This window comes from Mesoplasma chauliocola (genome assembly GCF_002290085.1).
Taxonomy (GTDB): Bacteria; Bacillota_I; Bacilli_A; order Mycoplasmatales; family Mycoplasmataceae; genus Mesoplasma; species Mesoplasma chauliocola.
In genome coordinates this window covers 64,946-88,276 of the sequence record NZ_CP023173.1, presented here as the reverse complement: position 1 = coordinate 88,276, position 23,331 = coordinate 64,946, and the positions used below count along the sequence as shown (strand labels likewise).

Below are 23,331 nucleotides of genomic sequence, written 5' to 3'. Positions count from 1 at the left end.
TTTGCTTAAAATAATTTAGCAGCTTTAATAACTTCTTCTTTCACTTTTTCCAAGTTCAAAACTGGTGTTTGTTCATTATATGGTGGAATATCCATCATTTCATTTATAATTGGTTCAGCAACTTTCGCTCCTAAAAACTCTAGCATGCCTTTTACATATTCAGTAAACGCAGCATTTGATGTTCCTGCGCCACCTTTAGTTGTTAATAGTTGAACATTTTTAAGATTTGTTAATAACCCTATGGCATTTCCGTCAGTAGAACCTTTATACGTAAAAGTCACGTTTGCAAGTGTTATATGGTCAATATAATTTTTCAATAAAGCTGGAATACTCAAATTGATCATTGAAAAATTTAAAATAACTTTATCTACTGATTTTAGCTGCTCAATAAAATCGAAAGAATCATTTTGATTAAAATAATTTCCTATATTATTTCTTGTTAATGTTTTTTCTGCCATTGCTGTTTTATTTAAATCTAAGTAAAAAAAAATCATCATTTGAATTTATTTTTTTGTACTCTTCTATAAAAAGATTTGACATAGCAAGCGAATCAGAATTTTCTAATTGAGAAACACTTGAATTTATAACTAATATTTTACTCATATTATTTTCCCTTCATTTGTATTTTTTTATATACATATATATAATAAATCTAAATAAACAAATATGTAAGTACAAACTTTAATGTTATATACTTACAAAAAAGAAAGTAGAAATTATGGAAGAATTTTGCCCTTTAGAATATACATTAAGTTTTATTAAATCAAAATGAATTATTTTAATAATACGTGAGCTTTCATTTGGAAAATTAAGATTTAATGAATTGGAAAAGAAAATAAATGGAATTAGTCAAAAAGTTTTAACTGCAAATTTACGTTTCTTAGAAGAAAATGATCTTGTTTATAGAAAAGTATATCCTGTGGTTCCTCCAAAAGTTGAATATTCATTAACCGAGTTAGGCAAATCTCTTGAACCTGTCTTAAAACAAATGACTGAATGAGGAATAGCAAATAATAAAAATAAGTCTTCTTAAATCAAGACTTATTTAATTAAACATTCCTGACAAATTATACAAGTTTTATTATTTGCTTTGCAAATGTACATTTGTTGTTTAGTTAATGAATAATCATTTTCACAACAACTACAAATATTCTTATCTAATGTTTTTGCTTCTAAAATTAGTTCATCTGACAATTGTTTTTTTAAATATTCTTTATATATTTTTGATCTATTCGGTTTTTGATTAAATTTTTTTTCATACATTTCTTCTAAAATTAGTGTTTCATCATTTAAATAGATATTTACTTGCTTTCCACCTAATTTATTAATAATCTTTACTTTTATATTGTTCATTGTATTACCTCTTTTAAGTTTAATTATACTACTTCAAATATTTTATATACATATTTTATATACATATTTAAAAATAAATGATACTATTAATTTAAGGAATATTTTCCTTGGAGGTTCATATGTCAAATAACAAATGTACTTGTCAAAATTGCAGCTGTGCTGATTGTAATTGCAATAATTCTAAAGAATGCAATAATTGCACATGTTCAACAACTGAATGTCATTGCGACTAATAAAAAATTTAGCCTAAAAAAGCTAAATTTTTTTATCTTTTTGGAAAAAATTTTCTTATTGCGTTTTCTCTTGTTATTTCTGCAACATCAGATCTATTCATTTTTTTTATGTTAGCGATTGCATCTACAACTAATGGTAAATATTTTGGTGCATTAGTTTTTTTGTTATAAGGTTTAGGTGTATCATATGGTGCGTCAGATTCAACAACAATACTATTCATTGGTAATTCTTTAACAACCTTTTTCAAATTTTTATCTCTTGTTACTTGGCCATTAATAGAAATTAAAATTCCCTTTTCAATAAACTTCTCAGCAATTTCTAAACTTTCATTAAATGCATGTAAAACTGCATTAAAATACTTTTCTTTTTTCAATATAGATAATACATCTTCATAAGCATCTGTTGATCCTTCGATATCTTTAACATGCAACATTAAAGGTAAACTCATTTTTTTGGCTAACTTTACTTGTTTAGTAAAACTAGAAATTTGTTGTGCCTTAAATTCCAAACCTCTTGAATAATCTAAACCAGTTTCACCAATTCCAACTACTTTATCAGCATTAGCTAATATTTCTAATGTATTATAAGCTTCATCAGTAAAGAACTGTGCGTGAGTTGGATGAATACCAACTAAAGCTCATACATGTTTATTTTTTTGTGCTTGCACAAGTGCAACTTTTGATGATTTAATATCATAACCTACATTATTAATAATATCTACACCTGATTTCTTTGCTTCAGATGCCATTTCACTACTTGTTATTTCGTTCTCAATATAAATATTGTCATTTAAGTGACAATGTGTATCGTATACTCCTGCCATTATGTAATCCTCTTTTTTCTCTTACTCTATAATTATAAAACTTTTTTAAATATTAAAAATTAGTTTGGCGTTGTTAGTTGTAACTTGTATCACTTCTTCTTTTGATTTATTTTTTAATTCAGCAATTTTTTTAACGGTAAGATTTATATGTTTCGGCTCATTAAGTTTTCCTCTGTATGGGTGAGGTGTTAAATATGGCGCATCAGTTTCTACTAGCATTTTTTCAAGTGGTATTATTTTAACTGCTTCTTGCAATGTCTTGGCATTTTTAAATGTTACAGCTCCTCCAATATTAATATAACAACCTAAATTTAAAAATTTATTTGCATACTCCTGATTTGCGGAAAAACAATGAATAATAACTTTTTTAACATTAGATTCTTTTAAGATCTCTAAAACATCATCATATGCTTCATAAACATCTACTTGATCCCTAATGTGAATTTGTAAAACTTTATTATATTTATTAGCCAATTTTATATGTTCTTTAAAAAATTTTTTTTGAAGTTCAATATCATCTTTTGTATAAAAATAATCTAATCCAGTTTCCCCAACAGCTACAACCTCTTCATTTAAAATTAAGTTTTCTAATTGTTTCATAACTTCCAAGTTATTTTTTGAAACATCATTTGGATGTATAGCTATTGCTGAAAAAATAATTGACTTATATTTTTTAGCCAACTCAACAGACTTAATACTTGATTCTAAATCAAAGCTTGCACATAAAAAACCTTCTACATCATTATCAAAAGCTTCTTTTATCATATCTTCAATCATTTCTTCATGGTATTTATAATTATCGTTAAAATGAATATGAGCATCAAATATTTTAGTATTTTTCATTTATTAATTCCCTTTGCTTGTTGTTTTCATAATATTGATTATAAACTTTTAGTGATATAATTAAAATAATAAAAAGGAGATTATTTTTATGAGCAAATTATTAGTATTAAATGGATCAGTTATTCCAAGTGAAAAATCAAATTCTCATGAAATGGCTAGAATATTTTTAGAAGAGTACAAACAAGCAAATCCAAATGATGAAATAATTACTTTGGATTTAAATAAATTAATTGTTGGTACAAAAACTTTGACAACTGAAACTTTTTCTACATACTGAAGTGATGAAGAAGGAATGAAATATATTAATCAACTTAAAGAAATTGATAAACTTCTGATTATTGCACCAATGTATAATTTTCATGTTTCAGGAATGTTAAAAAATTATATTGACCATGTTGCATTGGCAAATCAAACTTTTTCTTATAAATATTCAACTAAAGGTGCAAGCATAGGTTTACTAGACAAATTAAAAGTGCAAATTCTTGCTACTCAGGGAGCACCAAAAGGATGATATCCATGAGGTGATCATGTTGCTTACTTAAAAGGAACATGAGAATTTTTAGGAGCTAAGGTCAGTGATCCAATTTTATTGGCTGGAGTTAAGGTTGAACCATTAGGCTCACAAACTCCAAATCAAATTGTTTCAACAATCTCAGAAGAAATTAAAAAAGCAGCTAAAGCGTTTTAAAAAGACAAACTTTGTAAGTTTGTCTTTTTAATTTGTTGCCTTTTTGTTTGCAGCATCTAAACATTTTTTTAAGATTTCTTCAAACTTATTTTCATCTAGAACTTTTTGACCTTCAATTGTTGAACCATTAGGCACACAAATTTGATCAATCATTTTTCTTAAATCTATTTTTGAATTTGTTGCATTTTTTATGCTTCCTATTATTGCTGTTTCAACTATTCTATAAGCTTGCTCTTTCTCAAATCCATTTTGAACAGCATAGTCGACAATTCCTTTAAGAAAAGTAAATGAATAAGCTGGTAAGCAACCTGAAATTGCTGTTAACGTTCCAAATTTTTCTTCATCAACTAACTCAACTATTCCACATAATGAAAATAAATCACTGACAAGTTTTAAATGTTCTTTAGTTGCATTCTGAGTTGCTAATGCAGTTACTGACATCTGAATTGAAGCATTCATATTAGGCATCATCCTAATAAGAGAAATATCTTTATTGTTTTTAAACTTATTTCTAAGCCTATCAATAGTTACTGCATTTGCCATACAAACAATAACCTTATTTTTTAAATCTAATTCATCTAAATTTTCACAAAGCGGATCTACATCTATAGGTCTAGTACCTATGACGATAACGTCAATATTTCTAATTTCAATTTCTTTTAAATCTTTTAAAGATTTTAATTCAGGTATATCACTTATAACTTTTTCTTGCACCTCTTTAATAGCATCAAAACCATAAACATCTATTAAGTGATTTTTATCAGATAAAACACCTTTTACTAATGATGAACCCATATGTCCAAGACCTATAAACAAAACTTTTTTCATGGTACCTCTATTCTTATGTTTAATTTTATCAATAAAAAAATAACCTTAAAGGTTATTTAAAAAATTTTATTTAATTAGATTTAATGTATCTTTACATATCATTAATTCTTCATTAGTTCTAACTGCTAAAACTTTTATTTTTGATTCAGCAGTTGAGATATATTTATATTCTCCATAGCTTTCTTCATTTTTAGTTTGATCTAATTTTAAGTCTAGTAAAGGTAATTTCTCAATAATTAATTGTCTTGTATAAATTGAATTTTCACCAACACCAGCTGTAAAAACTAATCCATCAATATCATGGCCTAGTAAATTAGCAAATCTGACTATATAATCTGCTGCAACTTGAGTATATTTATTTAAAGCTCTTTGATAATCTTTATCTCCTGAGAAATATCCCCCTGTCACATCACGCATATCACTAGATTTTCCACTTAGTCCTAGCAAGCCAGACTCTTTATTTAATATATTTGTTATTTTTGAAACATCTGCATTTAATTGTTTACACATATATTCAATGATTGAAGGGTCAATATCACCACTTCTTGTTCCCATCATTACACCAGCGAGAGGAGTTAGTCCCATTGTTGTATCAAATGATTTACCATTTTTGATGCAAGTTATACTTGCACCATTTCCTAGGTGACAAACAATTAAATTCAATTTATCCTTTGGTTTATTTAATACTTCAGCCATTTTTTCAGCTATGTATTGATAGCTAATTCCATGGAACCCATATTTTCTTACTCCATGTTCTGTATATCATGAATATGGAGTTGCATATAAATATTGTTCTTCAGCCAAGGTTTGATGGTATGCAGTATCAAAACAAGCAACCATTTTAGCTTTTGGCATAACTTTCTTAACAGCTTCAATTGCTGTTATAGCTCCTGGATTATGTAAAGGAGCTAATTTAACTGCATCCTTAATTGTTGCAAAAACTTTTTCATCAATAATTGAAGATTTACTAATTGTTCCACCATGAACAACTCTAAATCCTACAGCATTAATGTCATCAACATTACTAATTATATTTAGTTCTATTAATTTTTCTAAAATAAATTTTATTGCAACTTCATGATTAGGTAAATCAACACTATATTCATATTTGTTACCTTCATATTTAAATGAAACAGCTCCGTCAACTGTTATTCTTTCAGCTAAGCCATCAAGAATATCAATTGGATTTTTAATATCAGAGTCGTTAAATAGTCTAAATTTAATTGAACTACTTCCTGCATTAACTACTAAAATCATACTACGCCTCCAATGCTTGATAAATTGTAATAATTGCTGTATTCATAATATCAGTTAAAGTTGCACCACGGCTTAAGTCATTAACTGGTTTATTAAATCCTAAGATAAATGGACCAATTGCTTCGTATCCACCCATTCTTTGAGCAATTTTATAACCTATGTTTCCTGCGTTAATGTCAGGGAACACAAACACATCAGGTGTTTGTTTAGTTAGTTTACAATCTTTAAATTTTTTATCTCTAATTTCTTTATCCCATGCTGCATCGAATTGAATTTCTCCAGCATAGTTAAAGTCAACTGATTCCCTATTTAATAGTTCGACAGCCTCTTTAACACGAACAACATCTTCTCCGGCTCCTGATCCTGCAGTTGAATAACTTAACATTGCAACTTCTGGATTTTGAACACCAAACGATTGTGCAAACTTAGCTGTCATTTTAGCAATGTCAGCTAATTGCTGACTTGTTGGTTTTAAGTTTAATGCACAGTCTGTAAAGAAATAATTCTCATCGCCTTTATTCATAATGAATACACTTGCTGCTAAAGCAACATCTGGTGATGTTTTAATAATTTGCAATGCAGGTCTAATAGTATCAGCTGTAGTATAAGTTATTCCGCATAACATACAATCTGCTTTTTCCATTTTAACTAACATAGCACCAATATAGTTTGCATGCTCCATTAATTTTGTTGCTTGCTCCAAATTAGTTTTTTCTTTTCTTAGTTCCATAAATTTTTTAACTAATGGCTCTTTGTCAAGTTTATCAATTGCAATAACTTCAATTTTTTCATTTAAAGTATTTGGTATTGATTCATGTTTTTGAAATAGCATAATCACTTTTGAAATATTTTCTTTTACTAAAGTATTTGCTACTTCTTGAATTTTTGGTTCCTCACCTTCGGGTAAAACAATAGTTTTTTTATGATCTGAATTTACAAGAATTTTTTTAATTTGTTCTACTGAATACATATTATAGATTTAAAGATTTTCCTGATTCTAATGCTTCAGCAGCTTCCCCAATTGCTTCACTCATTGTTGGGTGAGGGTGGATAGCTCTTGCTAATTCTGTAATAGTTCCTTCACATTCAATTAATGTTGTGAATTCTGAGATCATATCTGTTGCTCTATTTCCAATAATATGTGCTCCTAATAATGTCTTATATTTAGGTTCACAAATAATTTTTACAAATCCTGTTGTGTCATCATCAGCTAATGCTTTTCCAATAGCTGCAAATGGGAATTTAAATGCTTTGTACTCAATTCCTTCAGCTTTTAATTGTTGTTCTGTTTTACCAATCATTGCAATTTCTGGGTGTGAGTAAATACAACTTGGAATTTTTGAATAATCCATTTTCATATCTTCTGCCCCTGGTTTATTAGCTTTTTTAGCTATTCTATTAGCAGTTACAATACCAGCGTGTGAAGCTACATGCGCTAACATAATTTTACTTGTAACATCACCAATTGCATAAACACCATCCAAGTTTGTTTCACCATACTCATTCGCAATAATTGATTTACGCTCTGATAATTCTAAACCAATGTTTTCAAAGCCTTTAGTTACTGTTTTTCTACCAATTGATTCTAAACAGTAATCAGATTTAACTTCTTGATTTTTACCATCAATTTCAAATACAACTGATTTTCCTTTTACTTCTTTTACTTTTGCGTTAGTAAAAATTTCAATTTTGTATTTATCTTTTAATATTTTTGTCATTAATGAAGTAACTTCATTATCTAACATAGGAAGGATTTGAGGTGCTCCTTCAAGAACAGTAACCTTTGTTCCTAAAGCTGCAAATAAACATCCAAATTCAATTCCAATAACCCCTCCACCAATAACAGTTAAAGTTTTTGGTATTTTAGGTAATGAAAGAATTTTTGTTGAATCAATTAAAAAACCTTTTTCTCTTCCTTCTGGAAAACCAGGTAAAGGTAATTCATTTGGAACAGATCCGCTAGCAATAATTAAATTATCACAATGATATTTTTTTCCTTCAACAACAACTGTATTTTTATCTAAAGCTGATGCTTCACCAATAATTTGTTTTACACCATTTTTAGTTAATAAAGCCTTAACTCCACTAGTTAATTTATTAACAACACCATCTTTACGCTCAAGTGCTTTATCTCAATTAATATTTGGTTCTTCTTTTGTTTTCATATCAATTCCTAAGTTTGCAGCTTTATGAACTATATCTTCAAAAACTTTTGCTGTTCTTAATAATGATTTTGTTGGTATACATCCAACATTCAAACAAACACCACCATAATATTGTTTTTCAATAATTAAAGTTTTTAATCCTAGTTGTGCTGTTTTAATAGCTGAAACATAGCCTCCAATTCCAGCTCCAACAACAATTACATCAAAACTTTCTTCAATGTCTGTGTGTTTTGTAGCAACAGGTTGTTGATTTACAATTGATTGAGCTGCTTGTTGAGTTGGTGCTGGTCCTCTACTAGGAATAAGATCATTTGATACGGGTGTTGAGCCAACAACACTTGCATTTTCTTCTTCAGCTGCTGGTGCTGCTGAAGTTTTTTCAACTGAATCTTTACCATCATCAATTTCAACAACTACATCACCAACTTTAATTTCTTGTCCTTCTGAAATTAAAAGTTTTGCAATTTTTCCTCCAACTGGTGCTGGAATCTCTGAGTTCACTTTATCTGTTTCAACAAAAAATAAAGCATCTCCTTCTTTAATTTCTTGCCCTAATTTTACAAGAACTTCTGCTACTTTTCCTTCAGTAAGTCCTTCTCCAATATCAGCAAATTTAACTTTAAACATCTTGCTTCTCCTCTTTTACATTAATAGTAATGCTGGATTACTTAAATAATTTTCTACTTTCATTAAGAATCTTCCGGCATCTCCACCATCAATTATTCTATGATCACATGTCATTGAGAATGGCATGATTCATCCTGCTTTGATTTCATCTTTCACAAAAACAGGAGTTTTTGTCATTGTTCCTACTCCTAAAATAGCTGATTCTGGTGAATTAATGATAGGAGTTGCATAGTCTAACCCAACTGATCCAAAGTTTGAAACTGTAAAAGTTGCATCTTTCATTTCAGTCATAGCTAATTTACCATCTCTTGCCTTTTTAGCTAATTCTCCAATTTTATTTGCTATTTCAAAAATAGTTAAATGATTAGCACCTTTAATAACAGGTACCATTAAACCTTTTTCTGTATCTACTGCAATACCAATATTAATATTGTGAACTTGTAAAATTGCATTATTTTCTGTATCAATACGTACATTAATATTTGGCATCTCTTCTAATACTTTAGCTGCTGCTTTAACAATAAATGCTAAGTAAGTAAGTTTGATCCCTTTTGATTCACACCCATCTTTTAGCATTGCACGCATTTCATAAGTTGGAGTTATGTTAATATTTTTCATTCCTGTGAATGCTGCATTTTCAGAATGAGATTTAACCATTGCTTTAACAGTTGCTTTTCTAATTCCATTCATTGGGATTGAGTCTCATGATAGAGGTGCATCAATTTCAACAGTTTTAGATGCTGCTGGTTTTGTTGCAGAATTTGAACTTACTACAGGTGTTGAATCTAAGTCAGAAACTAAAATTCTTCCATGAGGTCCTGTTCCTTTAATTGTTGATAAATCTATTTTTTTATCAGCAGCAACTTTTCTTGCTAGAGGCGTTGCTTTTACACCACTATTTGAAATTTCATTTTTTGTTGATGCTGTAGCTCTTGAAGCAATCACGTCATTTGATACAGGTGTTGAACCAACAACGCTTGCATTTTCTTCAACTGGTTCATTTTTTGTTTTAATTTCAGCAACTGGAGTTACTTCAGCAACACCTTTACCATCATCAATTTCAATAACTACGTCTCCAACTTTAATTTCTTGACCTTGAGAAATCAAAATGTTTGCAATTTTTCCTCCAACTGGTGCTGGAATTTCTGAGTTCACTTTATCTGTTTCAACAAAAAATAAAGCATCTCCTTCTTTAATTTCTTGCCCTAATTTTACAAGAACTTCTGCTACTTTTCCTTCAGTAAGTCCTTCTCCAATATCAGCAAATTTAACTTTAAACATAATATTCTAATTCCCCTCTAACTAAAATTTGTAATCAAGCACTTTTTTGATTGATTCAACAACTTTCTGTGGATTCACTTGGTGGTATCCTTCACCTCTGTCATAAGGAATAACAACATCATAACCAGTACATCTTGATAATGGTGCTTTTAATGAATCAAAACAATGTTCATTAACAGTAGCAATAATTTCAGCTGGAACACCAAATGATCTAACAGCTTCACTAACCACTAATAATCTTCCTGTTTTTTTAACTGATTCAATAACCATCTTTTTATCTCATGGTTGAATTGAGCGTAAGTCAATTAATTCAATTGATGCTGAAGGGTGAGTTGATTTAATCATTTCAACTGCTTTCATACAGTCAACTGTTTGAGCTCCATAAGTAACAATTGTTAAATCATTTCCTTCTTGAATTTTGTATCCTTCACCAATTGGAACTGTGTAGTAACCATCTGGTACTTCTTGTTTAAATGCACGATATAGTTTTGTAGGTTCTAAAACAATAATTGGATCTGGTGATTCGATAGCAGCCAATAATAAACCCTTTGTATCATATGGTGTTGATGGCATAACTGTTTTAATACCTGGAATATGAGCAAATATTGCTTCCAATGCTTCTGAGTGGTGTTCTAAAGCTCTAATTCCACCACCCATTGGCATTCTAATAACCATAGGTGCTGTTCATTTTCCACGACTTCTATTTCTCATACGTGAAATGTTTGCAATAATGTTTTGCAATGCTGGCAATCCTAATCCTTGGAACTGTAATTCAACAACTGGTTTCATACCATTCATTGCCATCCCCATTCCTACACCAGCAAACATAGCTTCTGAAATTGGAGCATTAAAACTTCTTTCAATTCCAAATTTTTGTTGTAATCCTTGAGTAGCTCTGAAAACTCCACCTTCTGTTCCAACGTCCTCACCAAAAACAATAACGTTTTTATCACGTTCCATTGCAACTTCAAGAGCTTCAGTAACCGCTTTAATATTATTAATAACTGCCATTAGTGGTGTCCTCCGTCTTTTGATTCTGGGTATTTAGCAAAGAATTCTTTTGCTTCTGCTAATTGTTCTTTTAAATCTTCTGTCATTTCAGCATATTGATAATTGAAAATATCTTCAATTGGGTAGTTTTTATTTGCTTCAACTCAAGCAAATTCTGCTGCAATGTGTTTATCTTGTTCTTCGTTTAATGCAGTTTGTTTTTCTTCACTTCAAATTCCTTTAGCGATCATGTAAGCTTTTAATCTTATCAAAGGTTCATAAGGAACTTTATCTTCAAATTCACCTTTTGGACGGTAAACGTCTGGAGAATCTGATGAAGAGTGAGCTCCAAGTCTATAAGTATCAAACTCTATTAAAACTGGACCATTCCCGCTTCTTGCAAAATCAACCGCTTCTTTTGCAACAGCATAACTGGCTAAGAAATCATTACCATCAACTTTAATTGACGGCATTCCTGTAGCAATTGCTTTAACAGCAATATTTAATGATTTTGTTTGTTGTTGTGTTGGAGTTGAAATAGCTCATTTATTATTTTCACAAATAAATACAACAGGAACTTCATGTAACTTAGCAAAGTTCATTGCTTCATAAGTTTCACCTTCACTCATTCCACCGTCCCCAGTTGTTGTAACAGCAACACCATTTCTTCCTTGGTATTTTTCAGCAAAAGCTAATCCTGTAGCTTGTGAATATTGTGAACCAATAATAATGTTTGGTGGTAATGAATTAACACCATCTGGTGCTTTTGCTCCAGCTTCGTTTCCAACTCAATATAACATAATGTTTCTAATTGATTGACCCATTGTTAATCAAGCTGCATTGTTTCTATAACCTGAAACAAAGAAATCAGTTTTTGGATCAATTACCATTGTATATGCAACCTCACAAGCTTCTTGTCCTGTTGAAGTTAAGAAAGATAATAATCTTCCTTGTCTTTGCATTTTGTTTTGGTAATCGTCTTGTCTTCTTGAAAGATTCATGATTGAATATGCTTTAATTAATTCTTCATCTGAAATAGATGGAGCTAATTTAGGATTAATGATTTTTCCATCTTTATCCATTACACGAACAATTTCATCTTTTTGAGGATCAAATTTTCCTATATATTTCATATATTTCCCTTTCTTAGTTGAATATTAAATTCAAAATATCTTCTGATTCAAAATTATCACCAAATATCTCTTTTAATGAAAATTTTTCTAAGATATTTTTTACTGTATGATAATCATAATCAGCGTTTATTAATGCAAACTCAAGCGCTTCAGTACCTATGTAACCTAAAAAGTCACCAAATATTTTAATGTTTTGAATTTTACCTTTGTCTACATTAATTTTTATTTCAGTCAAACCTTTTGATTCTAAATATTTTTTGTTTGTTATTTCAAAATTTTCATTTTTAGCAAAAGTTCATTCACGTAATGCATATTTTTCATCATAACTTTTCTTAATAGCAAGGTTCTGTGAATCATTAAATTCTATTCATTTAATTTCTTCATTTTTAGTGTAGCTATTTATTATATTTTTAATAAAATCTTCAAGTTCAATATCCTTATCTAAACTATTTAAAATAGCTTTAATATTCGCAACTCTTGCGGGTTTAGATTTAACCTTTTGATGTTTGATTTTTTCTGGGTCAACATTTAAATATTTTAAAATTCTTGGTAATTCAACATCAAACAATAATGTCCCATGTTGTAAAATTTTTGTATTTGTTTTTAGCTGAGCATTCCCTGAAATTTTGTAACCATCTATTTCAATATCATTTCGTCCTGAAAAGTTTGCATTTAAACCTTCACTTCTTAAATATTCAATTATTGGTTTTAAGGCCACTTCAAAGTTTGATTGCGAATCAATATCATTGTTAACAATAAGTGAATAACATACATTTCCCATATCTTGGAAAACTGTTCCTCCACCTGTGTTTCTTCTTATAATTTTTACTTCATCTTTCATCGCCTCTGCAATGTTTATTTCAGCATATGTATTTTGGTTTCTTCCAACAACAATAGTGTCCTTGTTTTGTCAAATATACAAAATAGGATCATTTGTTGAATAATGATACGTTAAAAATTCTTCAACAGCTAAGTTATAAGCTGGATCATTTGATTTTGAAATTATTAAATTAATCATTAATTATTTTTTAAAGTAGTTTAACCCTAATACTTCTAAACCAGCTAAAGTAACAAAATTGTATGGTTTATTGAAGTGAGGTAAGAAGAAAATATCAACTAATGGTAATTCATCAATAGTTAATTCTTTTTGAATTCCTAGTGAAAGCATATACATAATTTCTGTATGGTTGTTTTCACTGGCTACTTGAGCTCCAATAATTTTTCTTGATTTTTTGTCTCATACTAATTTTATTCAAGCTTCTTTGTATGTTGACATAAATTCAGGACGATCTGAATCTGATAATAAAATCGCTTCATAATCTAATCCCATTTTTTTAGCACTTGTTTCACTTACACCTGCTGATGCCATTTTGAATCCAAACACTTCAATACCATTCGCTCCAGTAAATCCAGGTGAAGGTAATTTATTTCCGTTAACAATATTAGCTGCTGCTAAAATACCTGTTCTAACTGCTGTAGTAGCTAATTGAATTGGCATTTCCATATTTAATGCTTTATTAAATACTGTTGAGCAATCTCCAATTGCATATATATCTGGGTTTGATGATTGACAGTAATCATTTGTTATAACAGCTTTTCTGTCACTTAATTCAACAACACCTTCTAAAGGTTTAGTTTGAGCAACAACTCCAACTGAGAAAATTACATAATCAGTTGCAATTTCTTCTTTATCTGTAACAACATGAGTAACTTTACCATTTGTTCCTTTAAATTCTTTAACTCCTTGGCTTAAAGCTAATTTAACTCCAGCTTTTTCCATTCTGTCTTCAACATGTTTTGTAAATTCAGCATCATAATAAACAGGCATAATTCTGTCAGCAAAGTCAACTAAAGTAACTTCTTTACCATGAGCAACAAATGCATCAACTAATTCAACTCCAATGTATCCTGCTCCAACAACTGTAACTTTTTTAATTGAATCATCTAAGTTAGCTTTTTGAATTACTTTTGCATGATCATAATTTTTACAAATTTGAACACCATTTAAATCCAATCCTGGGATTGGTGGTAATAATGGTCATGTACCTGTAGCAACAATAACTTTATCGTAACTATCTTCAAATGTTTCACCCGTTTCTAAATTTTTAATTAAAACGGTTTTTTTGTCAGCATCAATTGAAACTCATTCGTGTTTCATTTTAACAACAATGCCTTCTGATTCTAAAATTTCTGGTGTTGCATAAAATAGACCGTTTGGATCTTTAACCTCACCTTTAACTCATAAGGCTATTCCACAACCTAAAAAAGAAATAACATCGTTTCTGTCGTATGTTACAACTTCAATTTCTGGGTTCAGTCTTTTTAATGTTCTAACAGCAGTAGTTCCTGCGTGGTTAGTACCTAAAACTATAACTTTCATATAATAACTCCTTTTTAAAATATTTTTATAGAAAAAATATCTTTACTATTTATTCTTTTTTGGAAAATTTTTCAAAAATAACAAAAAAATATAAAAAATATTCCTAAATATTATTATACTCTTATTGTTTAAATAATAAATACCAAAACCACATAAGATAATAAGAAATAAAGTCTTTTTAAAAATAAAAATGACTTATTAAGTCATTAGTTTACTCTTTTAAAAATTATTTTTTTGTCATTTAATTTATTAAAATTAATTTCATTTCATTCTTTTAATTTTTCAAATGAAAGATTTACATTTTCCAAACCTATCTGCTCAATCATATTTTCATAATTTTCAACAAGTATAGGTTTCATTAAATAAACAATTATGCTTAAACTTCTTTGCAATGTTGCCATAACATTTTTTAATTCATTAAAGTTTTCTTCCTTAGCTAAATTTCAAGGCATTTTTTCTTCAATATATTTATTACATACATTACCAAGATCTAAAATATTTCTTATAGCATCACTAATTTTATATTGATCCATATTAATAATATATTGATCAATTGTTTCTTTTCCTTTTATTATTAATTCACTATCATATTTAACATTTGTTATATCTAAATAACCTTCAAAGTATTTGCTTATCATTTGGTTTGTTCTTGAAATTAAGTTACCTATATTATTTGCTAAATGAGCATTAAAAGATTCAATAAATAATTCTGTTGTAAAATTACCGTCTTTTTCTGTTGGAAGTTCATAACCCACATAAAATCTTAATGCGTCTGCTCCATACTCATTAATTAACTCAACAGGATCAATAACATTACCTAAAGATTTACTCATTTTTGTATCTTTGCTTAATATTCATCCATGTCCTAATAGATGTGTTGGTTGACGTAAATCTAATGCTTTTAAAATTATTGGTCAGTAAATTGAATGAAATCTAATAATCTCTTTTCCTGCCAATTGAAGAATTTCAGTATTTTCATCATTTCAAAATTTATCAAAGTTAGTATGATCTTCTTGCATATATCCAAGAGCAGTTATATAGTTTGTTAAAGCATCTAATCAAACATATACAACATGATCAGGATTTTCTTTAATTGGTATCCCCCATGAAAATGAAGTTCTTGTAACTGATAAATCTTTTAATTCAGGTTTAACAAATGAATTTAGCATTTCGTTTCTTCTATAAGCTGGTATTAAAAAGTCGCTTGCTAAAACTTCATTTTCCATAAAGTCTTGAAATAAAGATGTTTTTAAAAAATATGTTTCTTCTTTAACTAACTCCAATTTTGTATTTGATATTTTACACATATTGTTTTCATCAATTTGATCAGCGTTAAGAAATTCTTCGCAGCTTACACAGTAAAGCCCTTCATAGTTTCCCTTGTAGATAAAACCATTTTCTAAAAGCAAACTAAAAATTTTTTGAACAGTTTTTTCATGATACTCATCAGTAGTTCTAATAAACTTTGTGTAATCTATTTTCAATGCATTTCAAAGAGTTTTGAAGCTCTCAACTTTATCTTCTAAATATTCCATTGGAGTTTGACCAGCTTCGTTAGCTTTTTGTTCAATCTTTTGACCATGTTCATCGCTTCCAGTTAAGAAATATGTTTCATAACCTTGCATGTCTTTATATCTTTTCAAAATATCAGCAAGTGTTGTTGTATAAGCATGTCCAATATGTAAATTTCCACTTGGATAATAAATTGGTGTTGTTACGTAAAATTTTTTAGGCATATATGATACCTCTTTCTATAAATCTAATTATTTATAATTTTATCAAAAACAATTAAAAATAAGTTTAACTTATATTTTTTTGTCATGCATGTTAATATTAACTTGTAAGAAGGCAGAGGTAGCGAAAGCTTGAGAAATACTCTTAGAACCTGATCTAGTTAATACTAGCGTAGGAAGTCCTAAAATATTTTGTTATTCTGTCTTTTTATGTAGGAGGTTCTTTTACATGAAAAGATATTTTTATTTGAAAATCAAAAAAATTGGAACTAAGGACATAGCCGTTATGGGATTGATGCTCTCATTGTACTTAGTTTTAAATTTAATTGCTGGTTACACAATACCACCATTTTTTATTACATTAAATTTACAATTTATTCCGTTATTTGTTTTAGCATGTTATACAGACTGGCTTAGAACTTTAATTGTTGTAATACTTGCAGGAATAATAGCATTTTTTATGCCTGCTAATTATGATTCTGCAATCCCTTTAGCTTATATTTTTGATTATTTTATTCCATTATTGTTAGTCTCATTGTGTAGTATATTTATTCCTAGAGAATTTGTTATAAATCCAAAATATGAATTAGAAAATAACTCATTTTGAAATAAAACAAAAAAGAACATGAAAGTAGTTTTGTTTTGAATAGTCCATCAATGAGTTTTTATCTTAATAATAACTATTTATGTATTTCTAGGATTTTGATCTAAAACTTTTGGTGGAGTTTTATTTTATGGACAATATGCTCCAGAAGGGCAAGGAGTGTGAATCTATTCAATAAGTGTTAATGCTGTTAATTCTATATTCGATTGAATTCTGTATCTGATCACAATTCCGATTACTTGTTATACTTTAAAACCTTTAAAAGAAAAGATGTATTAAAAAAGTGCTAAACAAAGCACTTTTTTAATTTTTTATAATTCCTTAGTTTTCATAAATTCTTGGAATCATGTAAAAGATTTTTTCTTAAATCTATCCCCTGTTCCTTTATGATAATCATCATAATCAACAAAGATTAAACCATATCTTTTTGACATTTCATTTGTTGATAAACTTACAACGTCAATTGGAGTTCACATTGTATAGCCAAATACATCAACCCCGTCTTTAATTGCTTCGTTTATTTGTTCAAAATGTTTAGCTAGATATTCTATTCTATAATCATCTTCAACAGTTTTATTTTTATCTAACTGTTCAACAACACCTATTCCGTTTTCAGAAATAAATAATGGTACTTGATATCTATCTCATAATTGATTTAAAGTAATTCTTAAACCTATTGGGTCAATTTGTCATCCTCATTCAGTAGCTTTTAAGAAAGGATTTTTGCCACCCAACATTAAATTGCCCCCAGCAGCATCTTTTAATTCTTTTGAAACTGTTGAAGTCATGTAGTAACTAAAAGTTATATATTCAACATTATTTTCTTTAATTACTTTTAATTCCTCTGGAGTTGCTTCAAATTTAATTCCCTTTTCTTCAAAGTATCTTTTTGAATATGTTGGATATTCTCCTTTTAACATAACATCATAATAGAAGTATCTTTGCATTTGTTGGCTAGATAAATTTTCTCAAATGTTAACGGGATTACAATCTGATGAATAAGTTGTCATATTTGCAACCATGCACCCCATTTTAATGTTGCTAGAAATTGTTTTTGCAATCTCAATAACCTTAGCTTGAGCATAAAATTGATTATGTAAACCTTGATATGCTGCATTCATATATTCTTTTTCAGAGCTAAAGTTTTCTCTGAAAATTCCTAAACCTGTTGTAGGAGCTAATGGTGCTACATTGATTTCATTAAAAGGTAATCAGTATTTAACTAAATCCTTATATTCTTTCATAATGACAGTCGCAAATTTAACAAATAAATTAATTACTTGCTTATTTGATCAACCACCATATTTTTTTGCTATTGGATATGGAACATCATAATGTTGAATAGTTAGCATAACTTCCATTCCATTTTTTTTACATTCTTCAAAAACTTCTTTATAAAATTTTAAACCTTGTTTGTTTGGTTCTTTTTCATCACCATTAGGAAAAATTCTTGATCAAGCAATTGACATTCTATAAATGTTCATTCCTGCTTCTTTAAATAAAGCAATGTCTTCTTTGTATCTGTGGTAAAAATCTATACCTATTCTTTTTGGATAGTGTAGTCTCTCTTTGTTTTCAATTGATTTTTCATAATCTTTACGAGTATAGTTGTTTAATTCATGAACACTTTTTCTATCTAAGTTTGGGTTAAAAGGTCTCATTTCAGCAATGGTTAACGATTTTCCGTCAACATCATATGCTCCCTCTACTTGTGAAGCTGAAGTAGCTCCTCCTCACAGGAAATCTTTTTTAATAAATTTCATTTTATACCTCTTTTACTTGTCTTTTGTTTTTAAAAATATATTTGTTTTCTTGCTTTGCAGGTTCTTTGATTTTGTAAGCTATAAATAGCGAACTTAAAGCTTCTTCATAATTATTCATCATTAAAGTTAAGTCCTTTTTATCAAATAACTTAACTTCGCCTAAAGTTTTTTGTATTTTTTCTTTTTTAGCATCTATAATTTTATTAATTTTATCTATTTCAATTGCTTTGTCTGCGATTGAAACTTCTTTAGATAACATTTCAATTTTTTTTATTCTTGGTGAGTTTTCAATGATATTATAAATTTCAAGGGCTTTTTCTTCATTTGATTTTTTGATTGCCTTTTTACCTTTAAGAATTAATTTTGTATTGACTTTACTATCTTTTTCTTCTAGCGCAGATATTTCAGATTTTATTTTTATTAGATCTAATATTTGTTTTTCAACATCTTTTATTTGTTTCTCATCTTCTTTTGAAATAACATTTAAATCTTTTTCTAATTTTTTTATTATTTTTTTTCTTTCTTCAATATCTAAATTTTCATTTTTATTAATTAAATTAAATATTTTTTTATTAATTGATTTAACTGCATATTTTTCACTTGGTCTCTCCTTGTATGAAAGAGCTGCAAATAATATACCTGTACCTAATGCAATTGCACAAGCCGCTAAATATAATAAACCATTACCCAATGCTGATAACTGACCAGTTGATTGTGCTATTGACCCTGTTGGATCATATATTGTATATTGAAAAAATCCTATTGCCTCAAATATGCCAAGTCCTGTACCAACTCTACCTGTTACTCCAACGGCACCTGCAAATGTACCTGCAATAAAGGCACCTAGAATACCTGATAGGAACAATTGTTTTTTTTGAAGATTAATACCATAAATTATTGGTTCTGTTATCCCTAAGAAACCAACCGGAACCATTGAAATTGCTGTTCTTTTTAATTGCTTGTTTTTTGTTACTATTATTAATCCAATTAAGGCTCCTAATTGTGCATATACTGATATTGATTGCCCTGGACTAAATATAGCATATCCTCCTTGCCCTGAAGCAATACTTGTTAATGATTGAATCATTGCAACAATTGCAAATGCAATATGAATACCAAAAACAACAGCTATTTGTCATATTGCTGTATAAATTCCTAAACCTAATCCAAAAGGAAGTTTTCCAATAAAGTACATAACAACTCCCAAGAATCCTTCAATGAAGTTTCAAATTGGAATAAATATCCCAAATCCCAATGCTCCAGCAATTAAGAATACTAAGAATGATCTAATTGTTAGCTCAAATAATGGGTTAATTCAAGAATTAACCCAATCGTCTAATTTCTTAGCTACTCATATTAAAAAAATCATAACAAATATTTTTAAATTAGCTGGAGTGATTACAATTGTAAGTCATTTATCAAAAAGAACTTGTAACTCAGGGTTCGAAACTGTTACTTTCCCTAAAGTAAATAGAGTTCATGATCCACCCATTCCAGATGACCCGCCGCCTAAATATAATAAAGGCGAACACATAATAATTCCTAGGGAGACTCCAATAACCATTCTTAATTTAAAGAACTTTGCAGCTGAAGCGGCTATTAACACCCCCAAAAATGTAGTTGTTGTTTTTCCCATGGCAAATAATATTAGTCATGCAATATCTCAACCCTTAACATTCATTATTTGTTCTAATCCGTTTTGTGTAACATCAAATACGGGCATTATATTGAATAATGTAAAAACACCTATTAGTGCTTGAATTATACCTGCCCCAATAAATACAGGAATTAATGGTACCATAATACCTGCAAAAGTTGATAATGCTCTCTTAAACATTGGCTGTTTTGTTTTTGTTGTTTTTTCAGTTAAAAGTAATTTTGAAACTTCATCTTTAACTTTATAAACATCTTGACCAATTATAATTTGCAATTCATCACCATTTCAAATTAAACCTTTAACCATTTTATGTTCTTTAATTTGATTTTCTTGAACCTTTGTTTTATCAAGTATTTTGAATCTTAAACGAGTCATACAATTATAAACATCTGAATAGTTCCCATTTGAACCAACCATTTTGTTTAAATCATAGGCTGCTTGAGCATATTTATTTGCAGCTCCGAAATAAGTTTCTAAATTTATTACACTTTGATTTTCCTCATTGACTTTTTTACTTTCACTAATCTCAAAAGTACAAATTAATTCACCCTGACTATAATTTCCTTCTTTAAAGTTTTTTATTCTTAAATCTTTATTTGTACTAGTAAAAATAATAGGTGTTTCAGTTGATAAGCCTTTTTTTATTATTTTTTTTAAATCTACAGAAAATATTTCTTCGCCCTTTTTAATATTCATTCCTGGTTTTAATTTTGTGTTAAATGGCTCACCATTCAAATTAACAGTATCAATTCCTGAATGAACAAGAAATTCGCAATTTTTAACTTTAAAACCATAAGCATGTTTTGTATCGAATACTAAACTACATGTTGCATTCTCAAATGGAGAAATAAACTTATTACTTTTAGGTTCAATAACTATACCATCCCCTAGCATTTTATTTGCAAATGTAGGGTCTGAACATTTAGACATTTCTTTTGCAAAACAATCGACTGGAGCATAAATTTTTATTTCCATATTTTTAATTCCTTTCTAGAATATTTTCCAATATATAGTCTTGTTTTTCTCATTAAAAAAAAAAAAAAACAAGACTTACTTTTTGTAAAGTAGTTTACTTGTCTTGTATTTTATTTCTTATGTTATAAAAGAGCATCATTATTTGCATACTTCTATCAAACTGCGAATGATCATTTGTAAAAGTTATTGTATTGCTTTTTATATCTATTTTGTTTTTTTGTCTTTCGCTTATAATTAAAAAATTGTTATGTTTTAAGTCTTCCTTATTCAAACTTATTTCATATTTTTTTACAAACATTTCTAAGGTGTCGTTGTCTCTTCCTGAAAAAAATATTAAATTTATATTTCTTTTATTATAATTTTTTTTTGATCCATTAAATAAATTATTATGATTCAAAACTCTAGATTCTATTTTCAAATTTAAAAGTGCCATATTTATTAATTCAGCAACTTCAGTAAGCTGATATGACCTGAATATGTTTACAACAATTTCTTTTTTAACTAATTCTTTGGAAAGTTTTTCAATAAAATTTTCTTTAGTTTCAACCCAACGCTCAAGATCTTGAAAACTTTTATTTTTTGCATTTTTCTTTAAAGCAAAAAAAGCATCATGATCATTTTTTAAATGAAATAAAAGTTCTCTATATCCTGAAAAACCTAAAAACTTTGAAAATTTTGTAATAGTTGATTCACTTACAAAACATTCTTCTGCTAATTCCTTTGATTTTAAGAATTTTCCAGAGCCTATGGAATTAAGCAAACTAGAACTTAAATTTCTATATGCCGAATCAACATATCCTTTTGATAAGTATTCTAATTTTTCGTAAAAATTTTCCATATCAATCTCCTTTAAAAAATTTTAAATTTAGAAAGTAGTTTATTAAATTTCAGAAAAGAATTATTTTCAAATATTAAGCTTTATATTTATTATATACAACAAGGAGATATTATGAATATAATTAAAACTAAAAACTATGAAGCAATGACTGATGAAGCTATTAAATCATTCATTAATATACTTGAACAAAATAAAAATAAAAAAAGAATTAATGTTTCTGTAACCGGAGGAAAAAGCCCTAAATTATTCTATGAGAAAATAATCTCTATAATAAATGACTTAGACTACATTGAAAAATTACATTTTTATAATTTTGATGAAGTTCCTTTAAGAAACGACTTAACAACAGGAATCACTTTTAAAGACTTAACAGAATTGTTCTTTAAGCATATAAATATTAATAAAGAACAAATTCACCAGCTAAATGTTCTTAACTATAAAGAGCACATTGCTCAATTAGAAAAAGATGGCGGACTTGATTTAATTCTTTTAGGAATCGGAACTGATGGCCATTTTTGCGGAAATATGTCAGGTGTTACAAAATTTGGTGATAGAACAAGATTGATCAATAATATAGATCTTGAAAATAATATTAGTGTTCCTAAATTAGATTTAAATTTATTTGCTGACCAATTTGTAACAATGGGTCCAAGAGATATAATGGCAGTTAGAAATATTATAATGATTGCAAATGGTAAAGGAAAAGCTGAAGTAATTGACCAAATAATTAATGGTCCAGTTATAGAAGAAGTACCTTCAACAATTTTAACTTTACATCCCTTCTTTACATTAATATTAGACGAGGAAGCAAATAGTATAGCAAAAGCATAAAAAAGAATTTAAAAAAATGGGTATTGTGTAGGGATACCAAAAAAGTAAATATTAAATAAGATATTAAAAAAGATGCAAAATTGCATCTTTTTTTGTGTTTTATTAATTTAAATTGTGCAAATGATTTGAAACCTATTTCCATTGGTCCTTTGAAAAAGTTAAAAATATTAAAAATAATTAGAAAAAATAACTTTTCAAATAATTTGAATCAAGTGAAAATAAAATAAGTATTTATGCATGCTTACAAACATGTTATAAAAATTCAATCAATAATCAATTAGTTGTTGTATATAGTAATTATTATTCTGAATATATAATTGAAGATTAA

The 23,331-nt window shown here is 28.3% G+C and carries 22 protein-coding genes and 1 riboswitch; of the genes, 4 read left to right on the top strand and 18 right to left on the bottom strand.

The features are described 5' to 3' along the window. Positions 1-5: 5 nt before the first annotated feature. Together CK556_RS00335 and CK556_RS03920 are read right to left on the bottom strand one after the other, a co-directional pair. Positions 6-494, bottom strand: coding sequence for an FMN-dependent NADH-azoreductase (locus CK556_RS00335; protein ID WP_051412777.1), 489 nt, complete (start codon positions 492-494; stop codon positions 6-8). Continuing rightward, positions 466-603 carry a hypothetical protein gene (locus CK556_RS03920; RefSeq protein ID WP_169728218.1) on the bottom strand — a complete coding sequence of 46 codons (138 nt, stop codon included), beginning with the start codon at positions 601-603 and terminating at the stop codon, positions 466-468. Before CK556_RS03920 ends, CK556_RS00335 begins: the two co-directional genes overlap by 29 nt. A gap of 115 nt (positions 604-718) precedes the next feature. Between CK556_RS03920 and CK556_RS00330 the strand changes: the two genes are divergently transcribed. Next, on the top strand, positions 719-1,033 hold the full coding sequence (locus CK556_RS00330; RefSeq protein WP_027875801.1) for a winged helix-turn-helix transcriptional regulator: 315 nt from the start codon (positions 719-721) through the stop codon (positions 1,031-1,033). A gap of 8 nt (positions 1,034-1,041) precedes the next feature. Here CK556_RS00330 and CK556_RS00325 read toward each other — a convergent pair whose 3' ends face one another. The 3 genes from CK556_RS00325 to CK556_RS00315 form a co-directional block, all read right to left on the bottom strand. Further along, positions 1,042-1,353, bottom strand: coding sequence for a hypothetical protein (locus tag CK556_RS00325; protein WP_027875802.1), 312 nt, complete (start codon positions 1,351-1,353; stop codon positions 1,042-1,044). A gap of 265 nt (positions 1,354-1,618) precedes the next feature. Then, the gene (locus tag CK556_RS00320; RefSeq protein WP_027875803.1) at positions 1,619-2,410 is read right to left on the bottom strand and encodes a TatD family hydrolase; all 792 of its coding nucleotides are present in this window, start codon (positions 2,408-2,410) and stop codon (positions 1,619-1,621) included. Between the two features lie 45 nt (positions 2,411-2,455). Then, complete coding sequence (locus CK556_RS00315) at positions 2,456-3,253, bottom strand: TatD family hydrolase (protein ID WP_027875804.1); 798 nt, start codon at positions 3,251-3,253, stop codon at positions 2,456-2,458. Positions 3,254-3,341: 88 nt separating this feature from the next. On the opposite strand from CK556_RS00315, the gene CK556_RS00310 reads away from it, so the two are divergent. After that, positions 3,342-3,941, top strand: coding sequence for an FMN-dependent NADH-azoreductase (locus CK556_RS00310; protein WP_027875805.1), 600 nt, complete (start codon positions 3,342-3,344; stop codon positions 3,939-3,941). A 27-nt stretch (positions 3,942-3,968) separates the two neighbouring features. On the opposite strand, the gene CK556_RS00305 is transcribed toward CK556_RS00310, so the two are convergent. The 10 genes from CK556_RS00305 to metG form a co-directional block, all read right to left on the bottom strand. Next, the gene (locus CK556_RS00305) at positions 3,969-4,769 is read right to left on the bottom strand and encodes a pyrroline-5-carboxylate reductase family protein (protein WP_027875806.1); all 801 of its coding nucleotides are present in this window, start codon (positions 4,767-4,769) and stop codon (positions 3,969-3,971) included. 66 nt (positions 4,770-4,835) lie between these two features. Beyond that, positions 4,836-6,026, bottom strand: a complete 1,191-nt coding sequence (locus CK556_RS00300; RefSeq protein WP_027875807.1) for an acetate kinase — start codon at positions 6,024-6,026, stop codon at positions 4,836-4,838. 1 nt (position 6,027) lies between these two features. Next, positions 6,028-6,996, bottom strand: a complete 969-nt coding sequence (gene pta / locus CK556_RS00295) for a phosphate acetyltransferase (protein ID WP_027875808.1) — start codon at positions 6,994-6,996, stop codon at positions 6,028-6,030. A 1-nt stretch (position 6,997) separates the two neighbouring features. Continuing rightward, a complete protein-coding gene (lpdA, locus tag CK556_RS00290) occupies positions 6,998-8,818 on the bottom strand; it encodes a dihydrolipoyl dehydrogenase (protein WP_027875809.1) in 1,821 nt (606 codons plus the stop codon). Positions 8,819-8,833: 15 nt separating this feature from the next. Further along, the gene (locus CK556_RS00285) at positions 8,834-10,099 is read right to left on the bottom strand and encodes a dihydrolipoamide acetyltransferase family protein (RefSeq protein ID WP_027875810.1); all 1,266 of its coding nucleotides are present in this window, start codon (positions 10,097-10,099) and stop codon (positions 8,834-8,836) included. 21 nt (positions 10,100-10,120) lie between these two features. Next, positions 10,121-11,110, bottom strand: coding sequence for an alpha-ketoacid dehydrogenase subunit beta (locus tag CK556_RS00280; RefSeq protein ID WP_027875811.1), 990 nt, complete (start codon positions 11,108-11,110; stop codon positions 10,121-10,123). Continuing rightward, the gene (pdhA, locus tag CK556_RS00275) at positions 11,110-12,222 is read right to left on the bottom strand and encodes a pyruvate dehydrogenase (acetyl-transferring) E1 component subunit alpha (protein WP_027875812.1); all 1,113 of its coding nucleotides are present in this window, start codon (positions 12,220-12,222) and stop codon (positions 11,110-11,112) included. Before pdhA ends, CK556_RS00280 begins: the two co-directional genes overlap by 1 nt. A 13-nt stretch (positions 12,223-12,235) precedes the next feature. Continuing rightward, complete coding sequence (locus CK556_RS00270) at positions 12,236-13,240, bottom strand: lipoate--protein ligase (RefSeq protein ID WP_027875813.1); 1,005 nt, start codon at positions 13,238-13,240, stop codon at positions 12,236-12,238. Between the two features lie 3 nt (positions 13,241-13,243). Next, positions 13,244-14,602, bottom strand: a complete 1,359-nt coding sequence (locus CK556_RS00265) for an FAD-dependent oxidoreductase (RefSeq protein WP_027875814.1) — start codon at positions 14,600-14,602, stop codon at positions 13,244-13,246. Between the two features lie 206 nt (positions 14,603-14,808). Next, the gene (metG, locus tag CK556_RS00260; RefSeq protein WP_027875815.1) at positions 14,809-16,338 is read right to left on the bottom strand and encodes a methionine--tRNA ligase; all 1,530 of its coding nucleotides are present in this window, start codon (positions 16,336-16,338) and stop codon (positions 14,809-14,811) included. A 104-nt stretch (positions 16,339-16,442) separates the two neighbouring features. After that, positions 16,443-16,531, top strand: a riboswitch (TPP riboswitch). Positions 16,532-16,564: 33 nt separating this feature from the next. Between metG and CK556_RS00255 the strand changes: the two genes are divergently transcribed. Then, on the top strand, positions 16,565-17,218 hold the full coding sequence (locus CK556_RS00255; protein ID WP_027875816.1) for an energy-coupled thiamine transporter ThiT: 654 nt from the start codon (positions 16,565-16,567) through the stop codon (positions 17,216-17,218). A 32-nt stretch (positions 17,219-17,250) separates the two neighbouring features. On the opposite strand, the gene CK556_RS00250 is transcribed toward CK556_RS00255, so the two are convergent. From CK556_RS00250 to CK556_RS00240, 3 genes are all read right to left on the bottom strand, one after another. Continuing rightward, positions 17,251-18,702 (bottom strand): glycoside hydrolase family 1 protein, encoded by a 1,452-nt coding sequence (locus CK556_RS00250; RefSeq protein ID WP_027875817.1) that lies wholly within the window; start codon positions 18,700-18,702, stop codon positions 17,251-17,253. 1 nt (position 18,703) lies between these two features. Beyond that, complete coding sequence (locus CK556_RS00245) at positions 18,704-21,334, bottom strand: PTS glucose transporter subunit IIABC (protein ID WP_027875818.1); 2,631 nt, start codon at positions 21,332-21,334, stop codon at positions 18,704-18,706. A gap of 94 nt (positions 21,335-21,428) precedes the next feature. Beyond that, the gene (locus tag CK556_RS00240; protein WP_027875819.1) at positions 21,429-22,172 is read right to left on the bottom strand and encodes a MurR/RpiR family transcriptional regulator; all 744 of its coding nucleotides are present in this window, start codon (positions 22,170-22,172) and stop codon (positions 21,429-21,431) included. A 111-nt stretch (positions 22,173-22,283) separates the two neighbouring features. Here CK556_RS00240 and CK556_RS00235 point away from each other — a divergent pair, with 111 nt between their 5' ends. Next, the gene (locus CK556_RS00235) at positions 22,284-23,003 is read left to right on the top strand and encodes a glucosamine-6-phosphate deaminase (protein ID WP_027875820.1); all 720 of its coding nucleotides are present in this window, start codon (positions 22,284-22,286) and stop codon (positions 23,001-23,003) included. The last annotated feature ends 328 nt before the right edge of the window (positions 23,004-23,331 follow it).